General features: G+C 54.6%; 19 protein-coding genes. 11 read left to right on the forward strand and 8 right to left on the reverse strand.

Annotation, left to right across the window (positions count from 1 at the left end):
• The first annotated feature begins 7 nt into the window (after positions 1–7).
• The 4 genes from cheR to cheZ are packed head-to-tail and all read left to right on the forward strand — an operon-like array spanning position 8 to position 2,981.
• A complete protein-coding gene (gene cheR, locus OGW17_RS07010; RefSeq protein WP_047463139.1) occupies positions 8–874 on the forward strand; it encodes a protein-glutamate O-methyltransferase CheR in 867 nt (288 codons plus the stop codon).
• Positions 871–1,920, forward strand: coding sequence for a protein-glutamate methylesterase/protein glutamine deamidase (cheB, locus tag OGW17_RS07015; protein WP_012131966.1), 1,050 nt, complete (start codon positions 871–873; stop codon positions 1,918–1,920). The genes cheR and cheB overlap by 4 nt, the downstream gene beginning before the upstream one ends.
• A gap of 16 nt (positions 1,921–1,936) precedes the next feature.
• Complete coding sequence (gene cheY / locus OGW17_RS07020) at positions 1,937–2,326, forward strand: chemotaxis response regulator CheY (RefSeq protein ID WP_012131967.1); 390 nt, start codon at positions 1,937–1,939, stop codon at positions 2,324–2,326.
• 10 nt (positions 2,327–2,336) lie between these two features.
• Positions 2,337–2,981, forward strand: coding sequence for a protein phosphatase CheZ (gene cheZ, locus OGW17_RS07025; protein ID WP_012131968.1), 645 nt, complete (start codon positions 2,337–2,339; stop codon positions 2,979–2,981).
• Positions 2,982–3,025: 44 nt separating this feature from the next.
• Here the strand turns inward: cheZ and OGW17_RS07030 are convergent, their stop codons facing one another.
• The 4 genes from OGW17_RS07030 to OGW17_RS07045 all read right to left on the reverse strand — a co-directional run bounded on the left by OGW17_RS07030 (position 3,026) and on the right by OGW17_RS07045 (position 8,142).
• Positions 3,026–4,183 (reverse strand): fimbrial protein, encoded by a 1,158-nt coding sequence (locus OGW17_RS07030; RefSeq protein ID WP_071258739.1) that lies wholly within the window; start codon positions 4,181–4,183, stop codon positions 3,026–3,028.
• Positions 4,173–6,716 (reverse strand): fimbria/pilus outer membrane usher protein, encoded by a 2,544-nt coding sequence (locus tag OGW17_RS07035; protein ID WP_071258737.1) that lies wholly within the window; start codon positions 6,714–6,716, stop codon positions 4,173–4,175. The genes OGW17_RS07030 and OGW17_RS07035 overlap by 11 nt, the downstream gene beginning before the upstream one ends.
• Positions 6,717–6,724: 8 nt before the next feature.
• On the reverse strand, positions 6,725–7,417 hold the full coding sequence (locus tag OGW17_RS07040) for a fimbrial biogenesis chaperone (protein WP_047463149.1): 693 nt from the start codon (positions 7,415–7,417) through the stop codon (positions 6,725–6,727).
• 149 nt (positions 7,418–7,566) lie between these two features.
• Positions 7,567–8,142: a fimbrial protein gene (locus OGW17_RS07045; protein WP_071258735.1), complete on the reverse strand. Its 576-nt coding sequence runs from the start codon at positions 8,140–8,142 to the stop codon at positions 7,567–7,569.
• Between the two features lie 509 nt (positions 8,143–8,651).
• Here OGW17_RS07045 and flhB point away from each other — a divergent pair.
• From flhB to bglB, 5 genes are all read left to right on the forward strand, one after another.
• The gene (flhB, locus tag OGW17_RS07050; protein WP_012131975.1) at positions 8,652–9,803 is read left to right on the forward strand and encodes a flagellar biosynthesis protein FlhB; all 1,152 of its coding nucleotides are present in this window, start codon (positions 8,652–8,654) and stop codon (positions 9,801–9,803) included.
• Positions 9,796–11,874 carry a flagellar biosynthesis protein FlhA gene (gene flhA, locus OGW17_RS07055; RefSeq protein WP_071258732.1) on the forward strand — a complete coding sequence of 693 codons (2,079 nt, stop codon included), beginning with the start codon at positions 9,796–9,798 and terminating at the stop codon, positions 11,872–11,874. Before flhB ends, flhA begins: the two co-directional genes overlap by 8 nt.
• Positions 11,874–12,266, forward strand: a complete 393-nt coding sequence (gene flhE / locus OGW17_RS07060) for a flagellar protein FlhE (RefSeq protein ID WP_071258730.1) — start codon at positions 11,874–11,876, stop codon at positions 12,264–12,266. The genes flhA and flhE overlap by 1 nt, the downstream gene beginning before the upstream one ends.
• Before the next feature lie 261 nt (positions 12,267–12,527).
• The gene (locus tag OGW17_RS07065; protein ID WP_071258727.1) at positions 12,528–14,111 is read left to right on the forward strand and encodes an MFS transporter; all 1,584 of its coding nucleotides are present in this window, start codon (positions 12,528–12,530) and stop codon (positions 14,109–14,111) included.
• Between the two features lie 4 nt (positions 14,112–14,115).
• On the forward strand, positions 14,116–15,255 hold the full coding sequence (gene bglB, locus OGW17_RS07070; protein WP_047463157.1) for a beta-galactosidase BglB: 1,140 nt from the start codon (positions 14,116–14,118) through the stop codon (positions 15,253–15,255).
• 145 nt (positions 15,256–15,400) lie between these two features.
• Here bglB and mrdA2 read toward each other — a convergent pair whose 3' ends face one another.
• Together mrdA2 and argS are read right to left on the reverse strand one after the other, a co-directional pair.
• Positions 15,401–17,242, reverse strand: a complete 1,842-nt coding sequence (gene mrdA2 / locus OGW17_RS07075) for a peptidoglycan DD-transpeptidase MrdA2 (protein WP_071258726.1) — start codon at positions 17,240–17,242, stop codon at positions 15,401–15,403.
• Positions 17,243–17,527: 285 nt separating this feature from the next.
• Complete coding sequence (gene argS, locus OGW17_RS07080) at positions 17,528–19,261, reverse strand: arginine--tRNA ligase (protein ID WP_047463162.1); 1,734 nt, start codon at positions 19,259–19,261, stop codon at positions 17,528–17,530.
• A 238-nt stretch (positions 19,262–19,499) separates the two neighbouring features.
• Here argS and OGW17_RS07085 point away from each other — a divergent pair, with 238 nt between their 5' ends.
• Complete coding sequence (locus OGW17_RS07085; protein WP_071258724.1) at positions 19,500–20,069, forward strand: VOC family protein; 570 nt, start codon at positions 19,500–19,502, stop codon at positions 20,067–20,069.
• A gap of 33 nt (positions 20,070–20,102) precedes the next feature.
• A complete protein-coding gene (gene cutC / locus OGW17_RS07090; protein ID WP_012131985.1) occupies positions 20,103–20,849 on the forward strand; it encodes a copper homeostasis protein CutC in 747 nt (248 codons plus the stop codon).
• Between the two features lie 223 nt (positions 20,850–21,072).
• Here cutC and cmoB read toward each other — a convergent pair whose 3' ends face one another.
• Positions 21,073–22,041, reverse strand: a complete 969-nt coding sequence (cmoB, locus tag OGW17_RS07095) for a tRNA 5-methoxyuridine(34)/uridine 5-oxyacetic acid(34) synthase CmoB (RefSeq protein ID WP_071258723.1) — start codon at positions 22,039–22,041, stop codon at positions 21,073–21,075.
• Entirely contained in the window at positions 22,038–22,781 is a 744-nt protein-coding gene (gene cmoA, locus OGW17_RS07100; RefSeq protein WP_049010371.1) for a carboxy-S-adenosyl-L-methionine synthase CmoA, read from the reverse strand. The genes cmoB and cmoA overlap by 4 nt, the downstream gene beginning before the upstream one ends.
• Between the last annotated feature and the right edge of the window lie 11 nt (positions 22,782–22,792).

Raw genomic sequence — 22,792 nt, forward strand, 5'->3', positions numbered from 1 at the left:
AGGCGCTATGACATCATCGCTGCCCACCGGGCAAACGTCATTATTGTTACAGATGACACAGCGCCTCGCGCTGTCTGACGCGCATTTTCGTCGGATATGTCAATTAATCTACCAGCGCGCGGGAATCGTGCTGGCGGACCACAAGCGGGATATGGTTTACAACCGCCTGGTCCGTCGCCTGAGAACGCTGGGGCTGGATGATTTCGGCCGTTATCTCAGCATGCTGGAAGCCAACCAGAACAGCGCTGAGTGGCAGGCTTTTATTAACTCATTGACCACTAACCTGACGGCCTTCTTCCGTGAAGCGCATCACTTCCCGGTACTGGCGGATCACGCGCGTCGCCGCAACGGGGAATACCGTGTGTGGAGCGCGGCGGCCTCTACCGGAGAGGAACCCTACAGCATCGCCATTACGCTGGCGGATGCCTTAGGGATGGCGCCGGGGCGCTGGAAAGTTTTCGCCAGCGATATCGACACCGAAGTGCTGGAAAAGGCGAGAAGCGGGATTTACCGTCAGGACGAGTTGAAAACGCTGTCGCCACAACAGTTGCAGCGTTATTTCATGCGCGGTACAGGCCCGCATGAAGGGCTGGTGCGCGTGCGACAGGAACTGGCTAATTACGTTGAGTTTTCCACCCTCAACCTGCTGGATAAACAGTACAACGTTCCCGGGCCATTCGACGCGATATTTTGCCGTAACGTCATGATCTATTTTGATAAAACAACGCAGCAGGACATTCTGCGTCGTTTTGTTCCACTCCTTAAGCCTGACGGACTGCTGTTTGCGGGTCACTCAGAAAACTTTAGCAACCTCGTGCGCGACTTTAGCCTGCGCGGACAGACGGTGTATGCGCTAAGTAAGGACAAAGCATGAGTAAAATCAGGGTGTTGTCGGTTGACGATTCAGCGCTGATGCGCCAAATCATGACCGAAATTATTAACAGCCATAGCGATATGGAAATGGTGGCGACGGCGCCCGATCCGCTGGTTGCCAGGGATTTAATCAAAAAATATAACCCCGATGTGCTGACGCTGGATGTGGAAATGCCGCGCATGGACGGTCTCGATTTTCTTGAGAAACTGATGCGCCTGCGTCCGATGCCGGTGGTTATGGTCTCCTCTCTGACCGGGAAAGGTTCAGAGGTGACACTGCGCGCGCTGGAACTGGGGGCGATTGATTTTGTCACCAAGCCTCAGTTGGGCATTCGCGAGGGGATGCTGGCGTACAGCGAGATGATCGCAGAGAAAGTCCGCACCGCGTCACGCGCTCGCCTGGCGGCGCATAAGCCGATGGCTGCGCCTGTGACGCTAAAAGCGGGGCCGCTGCTCAGTTCTGAAAAACTGATCGCGATTGGCGCCTCGACGGGGGGAACCGAAGCCATACGTCATGTGCTGCAACCGCTGCCGCTTTCCAGTCCGGCGGTGATCATCACCCAGCATATGCCGCCCGGTTTTACCCGTTCGTTTGCCGAGCGGTTAAATAAGCTCTGCCAGATTAGCGTGAAAGAGGCGGAAGACGGCGAACGCGTGCTGCCAGGCCATGCCTACATCGCCCCCGGCGACAAGCATATGGAGCTGACGCGCAGCGGGGCGAACTATCAAATCAAAATTCATGACGGGCCGCCGGTTAACCGCCATCGCCCGTCAGTGGATGTGCTGTTTCATTCGGTCGCGAAACATGCGGGGCGCAATGCGGTAGGGGTCATCCTTACCGGCATGGGCAACGATGGCGCGGCCGGAATGTTAGCGATGCACCAGGCTGGCGCCTGGACTATCGCGCAAAACGAAGCAAGTTGTGTGGTGTTCGGCATGCCGCGCGAGGCCATCAATATGGGTGGCGTGAGCGAAGTGGTCGATCTTAGCCAGGTAAGCCAGCAGATGCTGGCGAAAATCAGTGCCGGACAGGCAATACGTATTTAACGAGGAGTATTTTTTTATGGCGGACAAAGAGCTCAGATTTCTGGTTGTGGATGACTTTTCCACCATGCGTCGCATCGTGCGCAACCTGCTAAAAGAGCTGGGTTTCAATAACGTCGAAGAGGCCGAAGATGGCGTTGACGCACTGAACAAATTGCAGGCAAGCGGCTTTGACTTCGTAATTTCTGACTGGAACATGCCCAACATGGACGGTCTGGAACTGCTGAAAACGATTCGCGCTGATGGCGCAATGGCGTCATTGCCGGTGCTGATGGTGACCGCAGAAGCGAAGAAAGAGAACATTATCGCGGCTGCGCAGGCGGGCGCCAGCGGCTATGTGGTGAAACCGTTCACTGCGGCGACGCTGGAAGAGAAACTCAACAAAATCTTTGAGAAACTGGGCATGTGAGGGTCTGAGTATGATGCAACCACAAATTAAACCTGTTGATGAGCATTCAGCAGGGGACATCATTGCGCGCATCGGCAGTCTGACCCGAATGCTGCGTGACAGCCTGCGTGAACTGGGGCTGGATCAGGCGATAGCAGAAGCGGCGGAAGCGATTCCTGACGCGCGCGATCGTCTGGACTATGTTGTACAGATGACGGCGCAGGCGGCGGAACGTGCGCTGAACAGCGTTGAAGCCTCTCAGCCACACCAGGATGAAATGGAGAAGGGCGCCAAAGCGCTGACCAAACGCTGGGATGAGTGGTTCGAAAACCCGATTGAACTCGCCGACGCCCGCGAACTGGTTACGGATACGCGTAAATTCCTCGGTGATGTGCCGGGGCATACCAGCTTCACCAATGCGCAACTGCTGGACATCATGATGGCGCAGGATTTCCAGGATCTCACCGGTCAGGTTATCAAGCGCATGATGGATGTGATCCAGGAGATTGAGCGTCAGCTGCTGATGGTATTGCTGGAAAACATCCCTGAGCAAAATTCACGTCCGAAACGCGAGAATGAAAGCCTGCTCAATGGCCCACAGGTCGACACCACCAAAGCCGGCGTTGTCGCCAGCCAGGATCAGGTGGATGACCTGCTGGATAGCCTCGGGTTCTGATGCGGTAAGGTATCCTCAGGTTGTGCAGACAACCTGAGGAACGTTTAGCGCAGATCCATTTTTACCGTCACATTGCCCTCAAATTCGCCGGGCGCTGGCGTTGCGCTGGTCGTGCTCACCGGTGCGGCTTTGATGTGTACCGCGCCGTTACCTTGCTCATCCATCGTCACCGGAAATTCAAAGGTGCCGTCCAGCGCAACATTTTGGTTGTCCTCACTAAAGATTCTCACTCCCAGGTCGTCTCTGCCGAGCATTTTGGCTATCAGGGGATCGCTGCTGTCTACAACCCCCTGGTCGGCGCTGAGCGTTAGCTTGATTCTGTCGGTATTTCCCACGGCGTTGCCGTCGCAGTGGTAAGAGATATCAACGTTTTTCAGGGCGTAGCCTTCGGGAGGCTGACCCCTGGTGACAAACTGTTTACTCACAATTTTCCCCAGATCAACCTCAATGGTGCTTCCGGCATTAATCGTACAGCTCAGCGGGGCAGAGAGTGAGCCACTCAGCCAGATATTTGATACGTGCTGTGCGCTGCCAGCGTCGCAGCTTCCTGAGTCAAAATAGAGACAGGCGTAGTTTTGCACGAGTATCGTTGGGGGAATGACTTCGATACCGAGAATGGGCTTTTTGATATAAAACGTGGCGGCGATAACATTCCATCTGAACGTTCGCTTCGCGGGGGCGGGCGCGCCAGGATGGGTGCTGTCGCTACAGACGCTGGCGGAACCTTCGGTGGGTTTCATTGACTCGATCACTTTCCCCATCGACGACACCGGCGTCGGATACTGGTTAATGCTGATCTGAATCAGGCCGGTACCGTCCAGAGAATTAACGGCATCGCTATAACCTGCAACATCAATATCTATGTTTTCAGTCAGATAACCGTACCCGGCGATACCGGCATTAAGCGGGCTTCCGGCCAGCGTCAATTCCATTATTGCCGTTGATTCAAACAGATTGCCAGGGCATGTGCAGTTTGCCGCCATTTCAACGCCGTTCCCGACAATATGCTCATCAAATTTAACAATATTGTTGGCCGTGTTGTCGTTTGCGTTGATTTCGTTGCTGAACGTGACGCTGTAATACTGTGGCGCGGTAAAGCAGTCACGCAGAATGGTCGCGGCCTGGGCTGTTGCGGACGCCATCAGGCAAAGACCTGCTGCGGACAATGAAAGACGTGCGTATTTTCCCATTTTACTTAACATTTTGCGGTTCCTGCTGACAAGTCGCGCTGAGGTAATGGATGCCGGTCGGGCTGACCGCGTGGTGTTCGCTATTCAGCGTGATGTGGGCTGTGCATTGTTGATCCTGTGAATTTCCCCATTTGACGCTTAACTGAACGTCGTCGGCGATCCCGGCCAGGTAGAGCGTGCCCGTATCATCCACGATGCCGCTGATGGCGAGGGCGTCGACCGTCGCCATCGCGCCAAAAGGCACCGTCATGCCATTCGGGCGGGTTAATTTTATGAGCGTGCGATAACCGACATGCGCATCAAAAGCGGCGGAAACGGCGGCATTGCGCGAAGGAATCACCGTCACGGCGGTTTCACTGGTATCAACGTCCTCCGGCAGGCTGCTGGTGTCGACGCGAATCCGGTTTTCCTGATAGGGGCTTAATGACGGGATGATGGCGTTGCCCTGCCAGTCAGTCTGAATGCCGCGCTGGTTTTGGAAGCGTACGCCCGATGCGCCGTTGGCGTTGACGATAGCAAACTGACTGCCTAAAGGCTGAGCCAGCGTGACACCGTGTGGATGGGCGACAATCGCGCCGCTGACGCCGTAACTCAAGCGCTGCGTATCGTCAGAGGAGGTGTAGTAACCCGCATTGAGGTTGGCATATTGTGAGCGATAGCTACCGTATACGCTGCTGGTGTCTGCGCCGTCATGGTTGGAATGGCTCTGCTGGAAGGCGTAATTCAGGCGTTCATCGTCCAGCAGCGTACCGTTTAACCCGATATTTTGCTGGGTGTAGCCATGCTTGTTATTGCTGATGTTGTAGCTGCTCCAGGCTCCCGGTAGCCACTGACTTAACGGCACGCTGAAGCCGAAGGCGATCATCTGGTCGCTCTCTTCGCCGTTGCTTTTGCTGTAGGTATAAGCAAGGTGGACGCTGATATTTTTAATCGTGGTATTCAGGCCCGCCGAAATACTGCGCTCTTTGTAGGCGGTGCCCCAGTAATCCTGCTGATAACCGTTCAGGTAAAGGCTGGCGCCGGACACGTTCTGGCTTATGCTGGCCTGAATCCGGTTGCGTTTGTTAAAGCGAAACAGCAGATCATCTTCATGATCGTCGTACTTTTGATTCGCGTCGGCGAAACTGTAATAACCACGGGTAGAGTAGCGGTAGCTGGCCAGCGTAAAGTTTGTCTCCGTGGTATCAATTTTCCCGGAGTAGAGCAGGCGATAAGACTGGCCGGTGTGCTGAGTGTCATCATCAAGCCGGGTTTTCGCCAGCGTCACATCGGCGGAAAGCGACCCGACGATGCCAAGGGAGAGGCCAGCTCCGCTGTTCATCGCCTGATAATCCTGCGCGGCGGTCACGCCGCCGAACAGCGTGACGCTATTGTTCAGGCCATAAATGAGGCTGCCCTGCACGAAGTCCGGTTCATTTTGTTCGCTCCCGCTGTCTGCGCGATAGCGACCCGCAGTAACTTCATATTTCATATGCCCAGGACGCTGCATCACGGCGACGCTGGAATAAGGCTGGGTAAAGTGGCGCTCTGTGCCATCGGCCTCTTTTACCGTGACTTCCAGATCGCCGCTGTTGGTCGTGGAATAAAGGTCGTTAATTTCAAATGCGCCGGGCGCGACGTTTTGCTGATAGATGAGATAACCGTTCTGACGTACCGACACTTCGGCGTTGGAGTTGGCGATGCCGCGAATCACCGGCGCGTAACCGCGCTGGCTGTAAGGCAGCATCTCTTCATCAGAGGCGATATTGACGCCACGGTATTGCAGACTGTCAAAAACGTCGCCCCGGGTGTTGCTTTCTCCCCCGGTAAACTGCGCTTTCAGGGCGTCAATATCGTGCTGCAAATAGGTGTTGATGGTTTCCCAGTGATGGCTGCCGTCAGTGTCGCTCCAGGTGGCGTAATTGCGCAGCCGCCAGCCGCCGATATTGGTGCCGCTGCGCATATTCAGGTACTGGTTAGTGGTGTTGTTTTGCGTGTCGTCCTGGTTTTGTGAACCGGAAAAGGCGTAGTCGACAAAGGCGACGGGGACGCCGTCATCCCAGCGTGACGGATCAATATAGCCTTTACCCGTGCCGGCAATGGCGGCCTGCGGGATGCTAAGGCGCAGCGCCATAACGGAGAAATCGAGCGTTGCCAGCGCCTGTGGGATATACGCGCTCAACGGTTCAGGCAGTGGCTTCGCCGCATTGAGTGCGGCTAATTCAGGATATTTATCGACCGCCACGCCCCATTTTCTTAGCATATCCGGCGTGAGCTGCGGCGTCAGTTCGCCGCCAGGCGTGCCGAGGTAGGTGATATCCGCATCATCCAGGCGCACATCGTTAATCATGACCCGGGAAGCGTAGACGCCGGGCAATTGCGCACTGGATTTAGAAAATAAGGAAAGATCGATATCCTGCTGCGTCAGCATATTCCCCTCCAGCGCAGAAGGCGAAAAGCGATACTCGCGCGCGTTCGCGACACAGGAAGAGACCAGCAACATACCGCCAAGGCAACGCACCAGCGGGGTGAGTCGCTGACGTAAAAGAGGTGGGCCAAAAGCCATAAGGTGGTTTAATCCTGAGCCAGAGTGACGGTATATTTGTCAGAGGCGTTGCCGTAATCCGTAATACAACGCCAGCTAACGGTGTTTCCCGAGGCGCTTTTCGGCACCGGGATTTGCACGCTGGACCTGGGAGTGACCATATCGGCTTTCTCAAGTCTGGTGTTGCCGAGCAGCAGACTGTCAAAGATGCTGTGAAACGCGCCTTCATTGACCACCGTTAACATTTCGCCGCGACGAACAAAATGCAGGTTCTTGCAGGTCTCGGTGGGCGTACCTTGCAAGCCCTTCGGACGCCAGAACAATTTCAGACGCGTTTTGTAAATCAGACGCAACACGTTTTTATCATCGTCTTCTTTGGCCGTACCGGGAATTGTGCGCACATTCATGTAGAACAGGGATTCCCGGTCTGTGGGAAGCGCAGTTCCATTCCAGGCAATACGCAGGCTTTGTTCTTTCTGCGGGTCAAGACGGAACAGTGGCGGCGTGACAATAAAAGGCCCACGCGTTTTACCGTCGCCGGTATCGGACCATGACTGGATCAGCCACGGCAGTTCCTTCTCTTTATTGACCAGCGGAAGGGCGACCTCTTTTTTCCCTGCGTCATAAATAATGCGCGTGCGGCCAACCTGAATTCCAGCGGCATGGCTAAATGATGTTAATATTACAGGGAGGCATAATAAAACCTGAGATACAGTACGCATAACCTTAACTTATATTAAGTGGACATATAAAAGCGGGGGAGATAATAGTCCGGGTCCATTTTCGGACTATTATCAGATTCGCCTTCCTGAAATAAATCTGTTAATGCCAGAAGATGCTATGGATTTTATCAATGAGTAAAGTCAGGTTATTAACGATAAAGTATATTTACGGTCATGTCCGCATCGGCCGGGCCCGCAGTGACGGTTTGCGCGAATGATTTATAACGGGCATTGAAATTCGCCTGAACAGAGTCGCCCGTCAGAGTGGGTAATTCGATAAACACCTGTCCTTCTCCACCATCCATTGTAATGAGTTGCGTGTCTTTATTTTCCGGGCTAACGGCAATACCGACCCCTGTTGCCGCCGTATCTCCGGCGGTAGTGATTTTACTGACATCCAGTAATGTCGAAGAACCTGTCAGGGCGGTTGTCCCGTTAAACGTTAACTGAACGGCGGGCAGACCATCGCTTTTAAGTGGGCAATCCACTAATACAATGGAAAAGGGGGCAAGCGTTGATTCAGTTCCTGGAGTGGAAAAAAGCGAGGTGGGGTAAGTACCTAATGGCACGGTGCTGTTCGTTCCATCATCGCCCTGAATCTCACAACTGGGTTCAATAATTTGTCCTGTAAAGTGAATCGTACCGGCATTCATTTCGGCGGCGAAGGGTCCCGTTGATGCCAGTGCCAGTAGCGCGCCTGATATAATATGTCCTCTTGCGTTCATAGCTATAGTTCCTTAATGGTGATATCCATGATATGAAATTGTTCAGTTTCAGATGGGGTGAATTTATTGCAAATAGAAAACGGGGTCAATATTAAATTATATCTATATGTGTGAATTTAAAATATATTCTGTGAATCAATGAAGGCTATTATACCGTCAGTATCGCCTGCTTTCTGTGCATAAATATTGTAATAAAGTATTTTTTCTCTGGTGAAAAGATAAATTGAAGAAATGAAAACCAGGTAATATATTTTAAAGGCTTTTTAATCTTGATGTCAGAAGGCGAAATTAACCTCCGTAATACAGGTTTATATAAATGCTCATTGTATTTTATGTCAATGAAATGTGAACCCACTTCCCTTATTCCGAAAATAAGACGCCTGACCGGCAGAGAAAATCCGCTTGCTGACAAACAAGACAAAAAGAGGGCGTTATGGGGGCTATTCCGCCTATTGACTGCGGCGTGTTCTGGCATGATCGATGCAACGTAATGGCAGCAGGCGTATGCAGTGGCAGAAGAGAGCGACGACGACAAAACAGAAGCCCCCACACCCCACCGACTTGAAAAAGCGCGGGAGGAAGGGCAAGTCCCCCGATCGAAGGAGTTGACCTCACTGCTGATTTTGCTGGTGGGCGTTTGCATTATCTGGATCGGCGGTGAATCGCTGGCGCGTCGCCTGGCGGGGATGTTGTCGGCTGGGCTGCGTTTCGATCACAGCATGGTGAACGACCCCAATTTGATCCTCGGGCAGATTATTTTGCTGATTAAAGAGGCGATGATTGCGTTGCTGCCGCTCATCACCGGCGTTGTGCTGGTCGCGCTGATCTCGCCGGTCATGCTCGGCGGCCTGATTTTCAGCGGTAAATCACTGCAACCCAAATTTTCAAAACTGAATCCGCTATCGGGGATTAAACGCATGTTCTCCGCCCAGACCGGCGCGGAACTGCTGAAAGCAATCCTGAAATCGACGCTGGTGGGAAGCGTGGCGGGATTTTATCTCTGGCATCACTGGCCGGAGATGATGCGCCTGATGGCGGAATCTCCGGTTACGGCGATGGGCAACGCGCTTGATTTAGTCGGGCTGTGCGCGCTTCTGGTTGTACTGGGCGTGATTCCGATGGTGGCGTTTGACGTCGTCTTCCAGATCTTCAGCCACCTGAAGAAACTGCGGATGTCGCGTAAAGATATTCGCGATGAATTTAAAGAGAGTGAAGGCGATCCGCACATCAAAGGGAAAATTCGCCAGATGCAGCGTGCGGCTGCGCAGCGTCGCATGATGGAAGATGTGCCTAAAGCGGATGTCATCGTGACTAACCCGACGCACTACTCGGTTGCGTTGCAGTACGACGAAAACAAAATGAGTGCGCCAAAAGTGGTCGCCAAAGGCGCGGGACTGGTGGCGCTGCGCATTCGCGAAATTGGCGCGGAACATCGGGTGCCGACCTTAGAAGCGCCCCCGCTGGCGCGCGCCTTGTATCGGCATGCTGAAATTGGTCAGCAAATCCCCGGCCAGCTCTATGCCGCAGTGGCAGAAGTGCTGGCATGGGTATGGCAGCTCAAACGCTGGCGTCTTGCCGGTGGACAACGTCCTCCACAACCTGAAAATCTTCCTGTGCCTGAAGCACTGGATTTTATGAACGAGAAGAATACTGATGGCTAATCTGGTCGCGATGCTGCGCCTGCCCAGCAACCTGAAATCCACGCAATGGCAAATTCTTGCCGGGCCGATCCTCATCCTGCTGATTTTGTCGATGATGGTGCTGCCGCTGCCCGCCTTCATCCTCGACCTGCTGTTCACCTTTAATATCGCGCTGTCGATCATGGTGCTGTTGGTGGCGATGTTCACCCAGCGCACGCTGGAATTTGCCGCATTCCCGACAATATTGCTTTTCACCACGCTGTTGCGCCTGGCGCTGAACGTGGCGTCAACCCGTATCATCCTGATGGATGGGCATACCGGCGCAGCGGCGGCAGGGAAAGTGGTCGAGGCGTTTGGTCACTTCCTGGTCGGCGGCAACTTTGCGATCGGTATCGTGGTGTTCGTCATTCTCGTCATCATCAACTTTATGGTTATCACCAAGGGCGCCGGGCGTATCGCGGAAGTGGGCGCGCGTTTCGTGCTGGACGGGATGCCCGGTAAACAGATGGCGATCGACGCCGACCTGAACGCTGGTCTGATTGGCGAAGATGAAGCGAAAAAACGTCGTGCTGAAGTGACGCAGGAAGCGGATTTCTACGGGTCAATGGACGGTGCGAGTAAGTTTGTGCGCGGGGATGCCATCGCCGGTATCTTAATCATGGTCATTAACATCGTGGGCGGCCTGCTGGTGGGGGTTCTGCAACACGGGATGGACATGGGGCACGCGGCGGAAAGTTACACCCTGCTGACGATCGGCGACGGCCTGGTGGCGCAAATTCCGGCGCTGGTGATCTCTACGGCGGCGGGCGTTATCGTCACCCGCGTAAGCACCGACCAGGATGTGGGCGAACAGATGGTGGGGCAGCTGTTCAGCAACCCGAGCGTGATGCTGCTCAGCGCATCGGTTCTCGGCCTGCTTGGTCTGGTGCCGGGGATGCCAAACCTGGTGTTCCTGATGTTTACGGCGGCGCTATTGGGTCTTGCCTGGTGGCTGCGCGGGCGTGAACAAAAACCACCGGCAGAGCCGCAGGCCGTCAAGATGCCGGAAAATAATTCGGTGGTTGAAGCCACCTGGAACGATGTACAGCTTGAAGATTCGCTGGGCATGGAGGTGGGCTACCGCCTGATCCCGATGGTGGATTTCCAGCAGGACGGCGAACTGCTCGGGCGAATCCGCAGTATTCGTAAAAAGTTTGCCCAGGATATGGGCTTCCTGCCGCCGGTGGTACACATTCGCGACAATATGGACTTACAGCCAGCGCGCTATCGCATTCTGATGAAAGGGGTAGAAATTGGCAGCGGCGACGCCTATCCGGGGCGCTGGCTGGCGATTAACCCTGGCACGGCGGCGGGAACGCTGCCGGGCGAACAGACTGTCGATCCCGCTTTTGGCCTGGACGCCATCTGGATCGAAAGCGCGCTGAAAGAGCAGGCGCAGATTCAGGGCTTCACCGTGGTGGAAGCCAGTACCGTCGTGGCGACGCATCTTAACCACTTGATTGGTCAGTTTGCCGCAGAGTTGTTTGGTCGCCAGGAAGCGCAGCAACTGCTGGATCGCGTATCACAAGAGATGCCAAAGCTGACGGAAGATTTGGTGCCTGGCGTTGTAACGCTCACGACCCTGCATAAAGTGTTGCAGAACCTGCTGGATGAAAAAGTGCCGATCCGTGATATGCGCACGATTCTGGAAACGCTGGCGGAACATGCGCCGCTGCAAAGCGATCCGCATGAATTAACCGCCGTGGTGCGTGTGGCGCTGGGCAGGGCGATTACGCAGCAGTGGTTCCCGGGCAATGACGAAGTGCAGGTGATTGGGCTGGATACTCCGCTGGAGCGCCTGCTGTTGCAGGCGTTACAGGGCGGTGGCGGCCTTGAACCGGGGCTGGCCGATCGCTTGCTGGCGCAAACTCAGGAGGCGCTGTCCCGTCAGGAAATGCTGGGCGCGCCGCCGGTTCTGCTGGTGAACCACGCGCTACGCCCGCTGCTGTCGCGCTTTTTACGCCGGAGTTTGCCGCAGCTGGTGGTGTTGTCGAACATGGAGCTTTCTGATAATCGCAACATCCGTATGACGGCGACAATTGGAGGGAAATAATGCGTAAGTTACTCGGTTTATTGTTATTTCCGCTGGCGGTACAGGCCGCCGGAGAAGGGGCATGGCAGGCCAGCAGTATCGGCATTACCCTGAACCATCGTGGGGTGTCGGCGTCGTCTGCTCCATTGTCGTCAGGCCAGCCGGTGTCCGGTTTAATGACGCTGGTCGCCTGGCGCTATGAACTGAATGGCCCGACGCCGGCGGGGCTTCGGGTGCGTTTGTGTTCACAGTCCCGTTGCGTGGAGCTGGACGGACAGAGCGGAACCACCCACGGGTTCGCGAATGTGCCTGCCGCTGAACCGTTGCGCTTCGTGTGGGAGGTGCCGGGCGGCGGGCGACTGATTCCCGCATTAAAAGTGCAGCGTAATCAGGTGATTGTAAACTATCATTAACTCCCCGCGCCAACAGCAGCCAGCAGACAACGTGCTGGCTGTCTCACAATTTTGACCCCATCTTTTGATTCAATAGAAACGCTGTTTTATAAATCGGTGACGCGCGTTGCCAGACTCTTTGTATTTTTGCCATCTCGTCTGATGGCGTGGCAAAAATGAAAAGGTTTCACTTCCTGTTAGCTTTTACTGTGGCCGTGTAAAAACTCCCTTTGGCGAAGCCAATATGCCGGGGGGCTCCCAACAATTTGCAGGGTTAACGGCATGAAAACACGTAAAATTGGATTGGCGAATTATTTAGCCTATGGTTCGGGCGATTTTCTGGGCGCAGGAACCACTGCATTAACCGCCGCATGGTTACTCTATTTCTACACGACCTTCTGTGGCCTTACGCCGATTGAGGCGACATTCATTTTCGCTGCCGCGAGGGTTCTGGATGCGGTCGTCAGCCCGCTGATGGGCTTTCTGACCGATAACTTCGGTTCGACCTGGTTCGGCAGATGCTTTGGCCGTCGTAAATTCTTTATTCTGCTTGGTATTCCATGCGTCTTTAGCTACTCGCTCATGTGGGTTGGCGATATGGGATTCTGGTACTACCTGCTGACTTATCTGCTGTTCGACATTGTCTACACCATGATTCTTGTCCCTTACGAGACGCTGGTGCCGGAAATGACCGATGACTTCAAACAGAAGACCCGGTTCTCCGGGGCGCGTATCTCAATGGCGCAGATGTCTGCGATTCTGGCCTCGTTCCTGCCGGGTATCCTGCTGACTGCCTTTGGTAAAGACAACCCCGTTTCTTTTTTCTATGCCAGCCTGGTGTTCTCGGTGCTGTGCGCGCTGATGCTGACTTTTGTGTGGTTCTTTACCTGGGAGCGCCCGCGCGAAGAGTGGACGGAGGCAGCGCTGCGTGCGGAAGAAGAGAAGAAAAGCCTGACGTTCAGCCAGAGTATGAGCCGTTTGTTTGTTGAGCTGAGCTCGACGCTGCGCATCAAGATTTTCCGCCAGCATCTGGGGATGTATCTTGGGGGATATATCGCACAGGACGTCTTTAACGCCGTCTTTACCTGGTATGTTGTTTTTGTCCTGATGCAGGAAGCCTCACTGGCGTCGAATCTGCTCGGTACGATGGCTATCTTCCAGTTCATTGCGGTGATTGCCATGATCCCGCTGTGCATTCGCTTCGGGCCTGCGCCGTCATACCGGATGGTCGTGGTGCTCTTTGGTCTGAGTTCTCTCTCTTATGCCGTTCTTTATTATGCGGGCTTAAGCGATGTTTATTCGCTGCTGCTGCTGATCTCAGCGCTGGCGGGGCTTGGTCGCGGCGGGATCAACTATGTGCCGTGGAATACCTACACCTATATTGCCGATGTTGATGAGGTGATTACCGGTCAACGGCGGGAAGGGATCTTCGCGGGCATCATGACGCTGACCCGTAAAGCCTCTCAGGCCGGGGCCGTCATGCTGGTCGGGATTGTGATGCAGATGTCTGGTTTTGTATCAGGGCAGAGCATACAGCCTGAAGCGGTCAGTCATACCATTCTGCTGATTCTGAGCTGCGGCACGCTGTCCGTGCTGGCCTTTGGTTTCCTGGTTTCTTTGCGTTTCAAACTGAATTTGCAAACGCACGGCACCCTGCGTGAAGAGACCGCCAAAATGCGTGAGTCGGGCCGGGTGATGCCGGAAGCCATCACGCCGCAGGCGCGTGCGACCGTCGAGATGCTCTCCGGTATGCCGTATGAATCACTGTGGGGTAACAACAATATTGGTTATCTGAACCGTAATAAACCTGCGGCGCCTTCGCTTCAACAGGGCGCTGCGCTGAATTCGACATTGAACAGAGGTTAAGGATATGAAAGTTTGGCCCGTCAAACACAGCCCATTATTACGTCAGCCGGAGCGATTTATCTCCCGGGAAGCGCTGCAAGCCTTGATTCAGACGGTGACGAACAATCTGGTCAATATCAGGGATGAGAGCGGACAATTTCTGCTGCGCCTGGACGATGGTCGGGTGATTGATACCAAAGGCTGGGCAGGATGGGAGTGGACGCATGGCGTCGGTCTGTACGGTATGCATCAGTATTATCAACAGACCGGTGATGAGAAAATGCGCGACATTATCGATAACTGGTTTGCCGAGCGTTTCGCCGAAGGCGCGACCACCAAAAACGTTAACACGATGGCGCCGTTTTTGACGCTGGCGTATCGCTATGAAGAGACGCGTAACCCGGCGTATCTGCCCTGGCTTGAGTCCTGGGCGGAGTGGGCGATGAATGAGATGCCGCGCACCGATCATGGCGGTATGCAGCACATGACGCTGGCGGAAGAAAACCATCAGCAGATGTGGGATGACACGCTGATGATGACGGTGATGCCGCTGGCGAAGATTGGCAAACTGCTCAACCGCCCGGAGTATGTGGAAGAGGCGATTTATCAGTTCCTGCTGCACGTACAGAATCTGATGGATAAAGAGACCGGTCTGTGGTTCCACGGCTGGAGCTATGATGGACATCATAACTTTGCCAGGGCTCGCTGGGCGCGGGGTAACAGTTGGCTTACCATCGTGATTCCAGATTTCCTGGAACTGGTCGATTTGCCGGAGAAGAACGCGGTTCGCCGCTATCTGATTCAGGTTCTGAATGCGCAGATCGCCGCGCTGGCAAATTGTCAGGATGAGAGTGGGCTATGGCATACCCTGCTGGACGATCCTGATTCCTATCTGGAGGCCTCGGCAACGGCGGGTTTCGCCTACGGCATTCTGAAAGCGGTGCGTAAACGCTATGTTGGGGCGGAATATGCGCAGACGGCTGAAAGCGCGATTCGCGGTATCGTGAAACACATTTCGCCGGAAGGTGAGCTGCTGCAAACGTCCTTTGGTACGGGAATGGGGCACGATCTGGATTTCTATCGCGACATTCCACTGACATCGATGCCGTACGGGCAGGCGATGGCGATACTGTGTCTGACGGAGTATTTGCGTAAGTATTTTTGAGAGGGACGCCCGATGGCGCTGCGCTTATCGGGCCTACGGTTCGACGCAGTTTGTAGGCCGGATAAGGCGTTACGCCGCCATCCGGCATGTTGTATATTCACCGTAGGCCGGATAAGGCGTTTACGCCGCCATCCGGCATGTGCTGTTATGGCGGCGCAAAAAGGTGATCCATGATTTGCCGCATCACCGGCGCGGCGGTCACGCCGTCGCTGCCGCCGTTTTCCAGAATCAACGCCACCGCGACCTTCGGATTTTTATACGGCGCGAAAGCGGTGTAAAACACATGGTCGCGCAGACGGATGGGGATCATTTTCGCATTATAGGTCTGGTTTTCTTTCAGACTGAACACTTGCGAAGTGCCGCTTTTGGCCGCAATACCGTAGGGCGCGGTGTGGAAGAATTTATAACCGGTGCCGTTCGGCGCATTCGCCATACCAAACATCGCCTGTCGCACCAGCCCCCAATAAGGCGAGGCGGCATCGGCAATCTGCGTTTCCGTCTGAGGCGCCTGCCAGGGCATGACGGTCTTGCCGGACACTTCACTCTGAAGCAGGTGAGGGGCGATCACTTTCCCGTTGTTGATCAGCGCTACCATCGCTTTCACCATCTGGATCGGCGTGGCAATCCAGTACCCCTGGCCGATACCGACTGAAATCGTATCCCCCTGATACCAGGCTTTTTTATGTACTCTCTCTTTCCACTCGCGGCTGGGCAGCAGGCCGTTATATTCTTCATCCAGATCGATACCGGTGGGCTTACCGTAACCAAATTGACCGAGCATGGTGTTAATGCGATCGATCCCCATCATCCAGGCGACCTGATAGAAAAAGGTGTCGGCGGATTCTTCAATCGCTTTGGTGACATCCAGCATACCGTGGCCGGTTTTTTTCCAGTCGCGGTAATGGCGTTGCGTGCCGGGGAGCGTCCAGGTCGGCGCGCCGAAGAAGGTGGTTTGCGGCGTGATAACGCCGTTTAACAGCGCAGACATCGCGATATAAGGTTTCACCGTGGAGGCGGGCGGGTACAGCCCCTGGGTGACGCGGTTAATCAACGGCAGATCTTTATCATGCAGTAACCTGTCGTAATCCTGATGGCTGATGCCCTTCACAAACGGGTTTGGGTCATAGCTGGGCGTGGAGACCATCGCCAGCACTGAACCGTCGTGGGGATCTTCGACCAGCACTGCCGCGCGCTGACCGGCAAGCAGGCTTTCTATATATTCCTGTAGATGTAAATCCAGCGTCAGGTGGATGTCTTTGCCGGCAATGGGCGGGACATTTTTTAACAGGCGCACGATGCGTCCGTGGTTATCTACTTCGACCTCCCGGTAGCCCGTTTTGCCGTGCAGATCATTTTCGTAATAGCGTTCAATGCCCTGCTTACCGATGTTGTGATCGGCGGCATAGTTCTCAGCCAGACCTTTTTCATCCAGCGCTTTCAGGTCGCTGTCGTTAATCTTCGACACGTAACCGAGCACATGCGCCAGCTCCGCGCCGTAGGGGTACTGACGGTCTTCATAACTGTTGATCGTCACGCCGTTGAAATGGAACTGGTTAACGGAAAAGCGGGCAATTTCGACGTCCGACAGCGCGTTTTTCAATACCACCGGGCGATAGCGGCTGCCTGATTTCAACGCATGGTGAAAGGCCGCAATATCATCAGGCGTGAGATCCACGAGAGGGGTAAGCTGACGTAACAGCGCGTCCATGTCGGCAATTTTGTATGGGGTGACGGAAATATCATACCAGGTGATATTGCGCACCAGCGGAATACCGTTGCGATCGTAGATGATGCCGCGCGTCGGGGCGACGGGCAGCATTTTGATGTCATTTTCGTTTGAGCGGGTCGTGTAATACTGATGCTGACGGATTTGTAAATCGTAGAGATTGACAATCAGGACGCCAAAGCAGACAACCACCAGGCCAAAGGCCACTATCACGCGTCTCAGAAAGAGTTTTTCTTCCGCAGCAAAATCTTTAAACGTCATTGTCCACACCCGATAAATTCGCCGCCTAATAATACGGAGGCGTCACCGGCATGACAGACAAAAGATGTTCCATCTCTCTACGGAAATGTGTCATTCTTTGTGAGTCGTTACAAATTACAGTTAACGTAGCCGTTTCTCGTAGGCTGGATAAGGCGTTTACGCCGCCATCCGGCAAGGTGCGCCTTACCGCCTGATGGCGCTTCGCTTATCAGGCCTACGAGGGCGGTCATTCGGGAAAATAAAAAACCCGCGACATAGCGCGGGTTTTCACATCACTCGATGTGATTACATCCGTTCTACGGTCTCAATACCCAGTGTATCCAGACCCAGTTTCAGCGTTTTCGCGGTCAGTTGCGCCAGTTTCAGACGGCTGTTACGAACCTCTTCGTTTTCCGCGCTGAGGATCGGGCAGTGCTCGTAGAAGCCAGAGAACAAACCGGCAACATCATACAGGTAGGCGCACATCACATGCGGCGTACCTTCACGCGCGACCACAGTCAGCGTTTCTTCAAACTGCAACAGGCGGGCAGCCAACTGGGCTTCGCGATCTTCACGGATAACGACCGGCGCGCTGGACAGGGCGCTCTCGTCAATCTCCGCTTTACGGAACACGGACAGCACGCGGGTATAGGCATACTGCATATATGGCGCGGTGTTGCCTTCGAACGCCAGCATGTTGTCCCAGTCGAAGATGTAGTCAGTAGTGCGGTTTTTGGAGAGATCCGCATATTTCACCGCGCCAATACCAACCGCGTTGGCCAGTTTTTCCAGCTCGTCGGCAGGCATATCCGGGTTCTTCTCAGCCACCAGACGGCGTGCGCGTTCCAGCGCTTCATCCAGCAGATCGGCCAGCTTCACCGTACCGCCCGCGCGGGTTTTGAACGGCTTGCCGTCTTTACCGAGCATCATGCCGAACATATGGTGTTCCAGCGGCACGGAATCCGGCACGTAACCGGCTTTGCGTACGATGGTCCATGCCTGCATCAGGTGCTGATGCTGGCGGGAATCGATGTAGTACAGCACGCGATCCGCATGCAGCGTTTCATAGCGGTATTTCGCGCAGGCGATGTCGGTGGTGGTGTAGAGATAGCCGCCATCTTTCTTCTGAATGATCACGCCCATCGGTTCGCCTTCCTTGTTTTTATATTCATCAAGGAAAACAACGGTTGCGCCTTCGCTTTCAACCGCCAGACCCTGAGCTTTCAGGTCGGCGACGATGCCAGGCAGCATCGGGTTATACAGGCTTTCACCCATCACATCGTCACGGGTTAACGTAACGTTCAGGCGATTGTAGGTGATCTGGTTCTGCGTCATGGTGATGTCGACCAGCTTGCGCCACATGTCGAGGAAGTACGGGTCGCCGCCCTGTAGTTTCACCACGTAGTTACGCGCGCGCTCGGCGAACGCTTCGTCTTCATCGTAATGTTTTTTCGCATCACGGTAGAAACCTTCGAGGTCGGCCAGCGCCATTTCACCTGCGTTTTCCTGCTGCTGTTTTTCCAGCCAGGCGATAAGCATACCGAACTGTGTTCCCCAGTCGCCGACGTGGTTAGCGCGGATTACGTGATGGCCGAGGAACTCCAGCGTGCGCACGGCGGCATCGCCGATGATGGTGGAGCGCAGGTGGCCGACATGCATCTCTTTCGCGACGTTAGGCGCGGAGTAGTCGATAACCACAGTCTGTTTCGCAGGCTTAGCCACGCCCAGACGCTCAGAAGCCAGCGCCTGTTGAACATGTTCAGCAAGAAATGCCGGGTCGAGGAAAATATTGATAAAGCCAGGACCTGCGATTTCAACCTTGCTGGCGATGCCGTTGAGATCCAGATGAGTCAGCACCTGCTCTGCAAGTTGTCGCGGCGCCATACCCAGTTTTTTAGCAACTGCCATCATGCCGTTGGCCTGATAGTCGCCGAACTGTACTTTTGCTGACTGACGAACCTGCGGTTCGCAATTTGCAGGCGCGCCTGCAACAATCATGGCCTGACTAACTTTTTCTGAGAGAAGAGCCTGAATATTCACCGGAATACCTTACGTGTAAGACGCGGATTAACTGAGTCCGCGCCAGTTTAAGAATTTAGGGCGGGAGTATACTGCAAATGCCCGTTGGCGTCAGCATTGCGCGCGCGCCGTATCGCTGGAAATATGCGCAATAAAATTATGCATAAGCATTCATTTTATATTCAAAGAAATCAGCGGTTGGTTGGCGATGCACAACAGAGTAAATTAGCGACTTTGTACACCGATAAGAGTTTTGATTATGGCGAACTGGCAGACTATTGACGAACTGCATGATATTTCCGCAGATTTACCGCGATTCACTCTGGCGTTCAGAGAACTTTCCACTCGCCTCGGTCTGGATTTCGCACCGCTTGAAGCCGATCACATTTCTTTGCGCTGCCACCAGAATGCGACCGCTGAGCGCTGGCGTCGCGGATTTGAACAGTGCGGCGCGCTGCTGTCGGAAAATATCATCAACGGCAGGCCGATCTGCCTGTTCAAATTACATGAGCCTGTTTGCGTCGAACACTGGCGGTTTTCGATTGTTGAATTGCCGTGGCCGGGTGAAAAACGCTACCCGCATGAAGGCTGGGAGCATATCGAAATTGTCCTCCCGGGTGAGCCGGAGAGCCTGAACGCGCGGGCGCTGGCGCTGTTGTCCGACGAGGGGCTGAGCCAGCCGGGCATTGTCGTGAAAACCAGTTCGCCGAAAGGGGCGCGCGAGCGTCTGCCGAACCCGACGCTGGCCGTGACCGACGGCAAGGTGACCATTAAATTTCATCCCTGGTCAATTGAGGCCATTGTGGCAAGCGAACAGTCAGCCGACTGACGTGACGCGCGAAAACGCTAAAAAGGAGTGAACATGGCGTTACTGGAGATCTGTTGTTACAGCATGGAATGTGCGCTCACCGCGCAGCAAAATGGCGCGGATCGCATTGAATTGTGCGCGGCGCCGAAAGAGGGGGGACTGACGCCGTCGTTGGGTGTGCTGCGCACGGTTCGCCAGCATGTTGCGATTGCGGTGCATCCCATTATTCGTCCTCGCGGCGGCGACTTCTGTTATACCGATGGTGAATTTGCCGCAATGCTTGAGGATGTGCGTACTGTCAGAGAACTGGGATTTCCCGGTCTGGTTACTGGCGTGCTGGATGTCGATGGCAATGTGGATCTCGCGCGAATGGAGAAAATAATGGCCGCCGCCGGGCCGCTGGCCGTCACTTTTCATCGCGCGTTTGATATGTGCGCTAATCCATTCAATGCACTGAAGAATCTCGCGGATTTGGGTGTCGCCAGAGTGCTCACTTCAGGGCAAAAATCAGATGCGGTGCACGGTTTGCCAATAATTATGGAACTTATTGCGCAGGGCGATGCTCCAATCATTATGGCCGGAGCAGGGGTACGTTCAGAGAATCTGCAACGTTTCCTTGATGCCGGGGTGCAGGAAGTGCACAGCTCCGCTGGAGCGTGGCAAGCCTCACCAATGCGTTATCGCAATCATGGATTGTCCATGTCAACTGACGCACAAGCGGACGAGTATTCGCGCTATGCGGTAGACGGGGCGGCGGTTGCTGAAATGAAAGGAGTCATTGTGCGCCATCAGGCCAATTGATTTTTACCGTTGCATCATGTCGCCCAATATGATGCTTGCTCGTACCAGGCCCCTGCCATTTCAACAGGGGCCTTTTTTTCTCCTTCATATTTCAAGCCGCAGCGGCGTTGGCTGCCTCGCTCGCCCCGGTCACGTAGTTATCTACGCTCCCGGGGACTTACTGCGTTGCCGCCTTGCTGCAACTTGAACTATTTTGGAGAAAATATGCTTTCTGGCAAAAAGACTACGGCTTGCGCGCAATCAGCACCGCGCGCAGTGGGGCAGGGTAACCTTCGACGGTTTTACTGTGGTCATTCGGATCGAGGAAATCAGCCAGCGACTCGGTGACCATCCACCCGGTGCGACGCTGCTCCTCGGTGGAGGTCACGCAGACATCGGCAATCCGCACATCGACAAAACCACATTTCTCCAGCCAGTTTTTTAGCGCCAGCGCGGAAGGGATAAAGTAGACGTTGCGCATCTGTGCATAGCGGTCACCTGGCACCAGCACGGTGTTTTCATCGCCTTCCACCACCAGGGTTTCCAGCACCAGTTCGCCGTCTTTCACCAGTTGATCTTTCAACTGCCAGAGATGTTCCAGCGGAGAACGACGGTGGTAAAGCACGCCCATTGAAAAGACGGTATCAAACGCATTCAGCGCCGGAAGCTGCTCGATGCCCAGCGGCAACAGATGCGCGCGCTGGTCGTTGCCCAACAATTTTCGTACCGCTTCAAACTGACACAGGAACAACTGCGTCGGGTCGATTCCCACGGCAAGATGCGCGCCCGCGCCAATCATGCGCCACATGTGATATCCGCTGCCGCAGCCGACATCCAGAATGGTGCGGCCGGTCAGATCGGACAGGTGCGGCAAAACGCGATCCCATTTCCAGTCGGAACGCCATTCGGTATCAATATTGACGCCATACAGAGAGAACGGGCCTTTACGCCACGGCATCAGGTTTCGCAGCAGGGTGTCGATACGCTTAAGCTGGCCTTCGCTCAACGGCGTTTCGCTTTCGGCAGTGACGCTGTGCAATAAATCCAGACGGTACGGCGTTAATTCCGGCAGGAACTCCACCGCGTTCGACCACTGCTTAAACAGACCATGCTGATCGCGCTGCCAGGTCGCGATTTGCGCAGGCAGGGTTTCCAGCCAGTGAGAAAGCGGGCTTTTGGCAATCAGCTGATAAAAGTTACCGAACTCGATCATGCGGGCACCCCGGACTTCAGCGCCACCAGCGAACCAAAGTTGAAGCACTGGAACCACAGTTCGCTATGCTCGAAACCGGCCTGATGCAGACGCGCTTTGTGGGTTTCAACCGAGTCGGTCAGCATGACGTTTTCCAGCATACTGCGCTTCTGGCTGATCTCCAGTTCGCTGTAGCCGTTGGCGCGTTTAAAGTCATGGTGCATATTGAACAGCAATTCGCCAACCGTTGTGTCTTCAAAGCTGAACTTTTCCGACAGCACCAGCGCGCCGCCCGGATTCAGACCCTGATAAATCTTATCCAGCAAGGCCTGGCGCTCAAGCGGCTCAAGGAATTGCAGGGTAAAATTCAGCACCACCATTGAGGCGTTCTCGATGCTGATGTCGCGAATATCGCCTTCCACAATCTCAACCGGGGTCGGGGCTTTGTAAGCGTCGATATGACGGCGGCAGCGTTCAATCATCGCCGGGGAGTTGTCGACGGCGATGATTTTACAGTTGGCATGATGAATATTACGACGCACCGAGAGCGTCGCAGCGCCCAGTGAACAGCCTAAATCGTAGACCTGCGTATTGGGTTGTACGAAGCGTTCGGCCAGCATGCCAATCATGGAGATGATATTGGAGTAGCCGGGAACAGAGCGCTGGATCATATCCGGGAAGACTTCAGCTACCCGTTCATCAAAGGTCCAGTCGCCCAGACTGGCGATAGGCGCAGAAAAAAGCGTGTCGCGGTGAGACATAACGTAAAAAT

Source organism: Citrobacter sp. CK181, from assembly GCF_030333595.1.
GTDB lineage: Bacteria > Pseudomonadota > Gammaproteobacteria > Enterobacterales > Enterobacteriaceae > Citrobacter_B > Citrobacter_B koseri.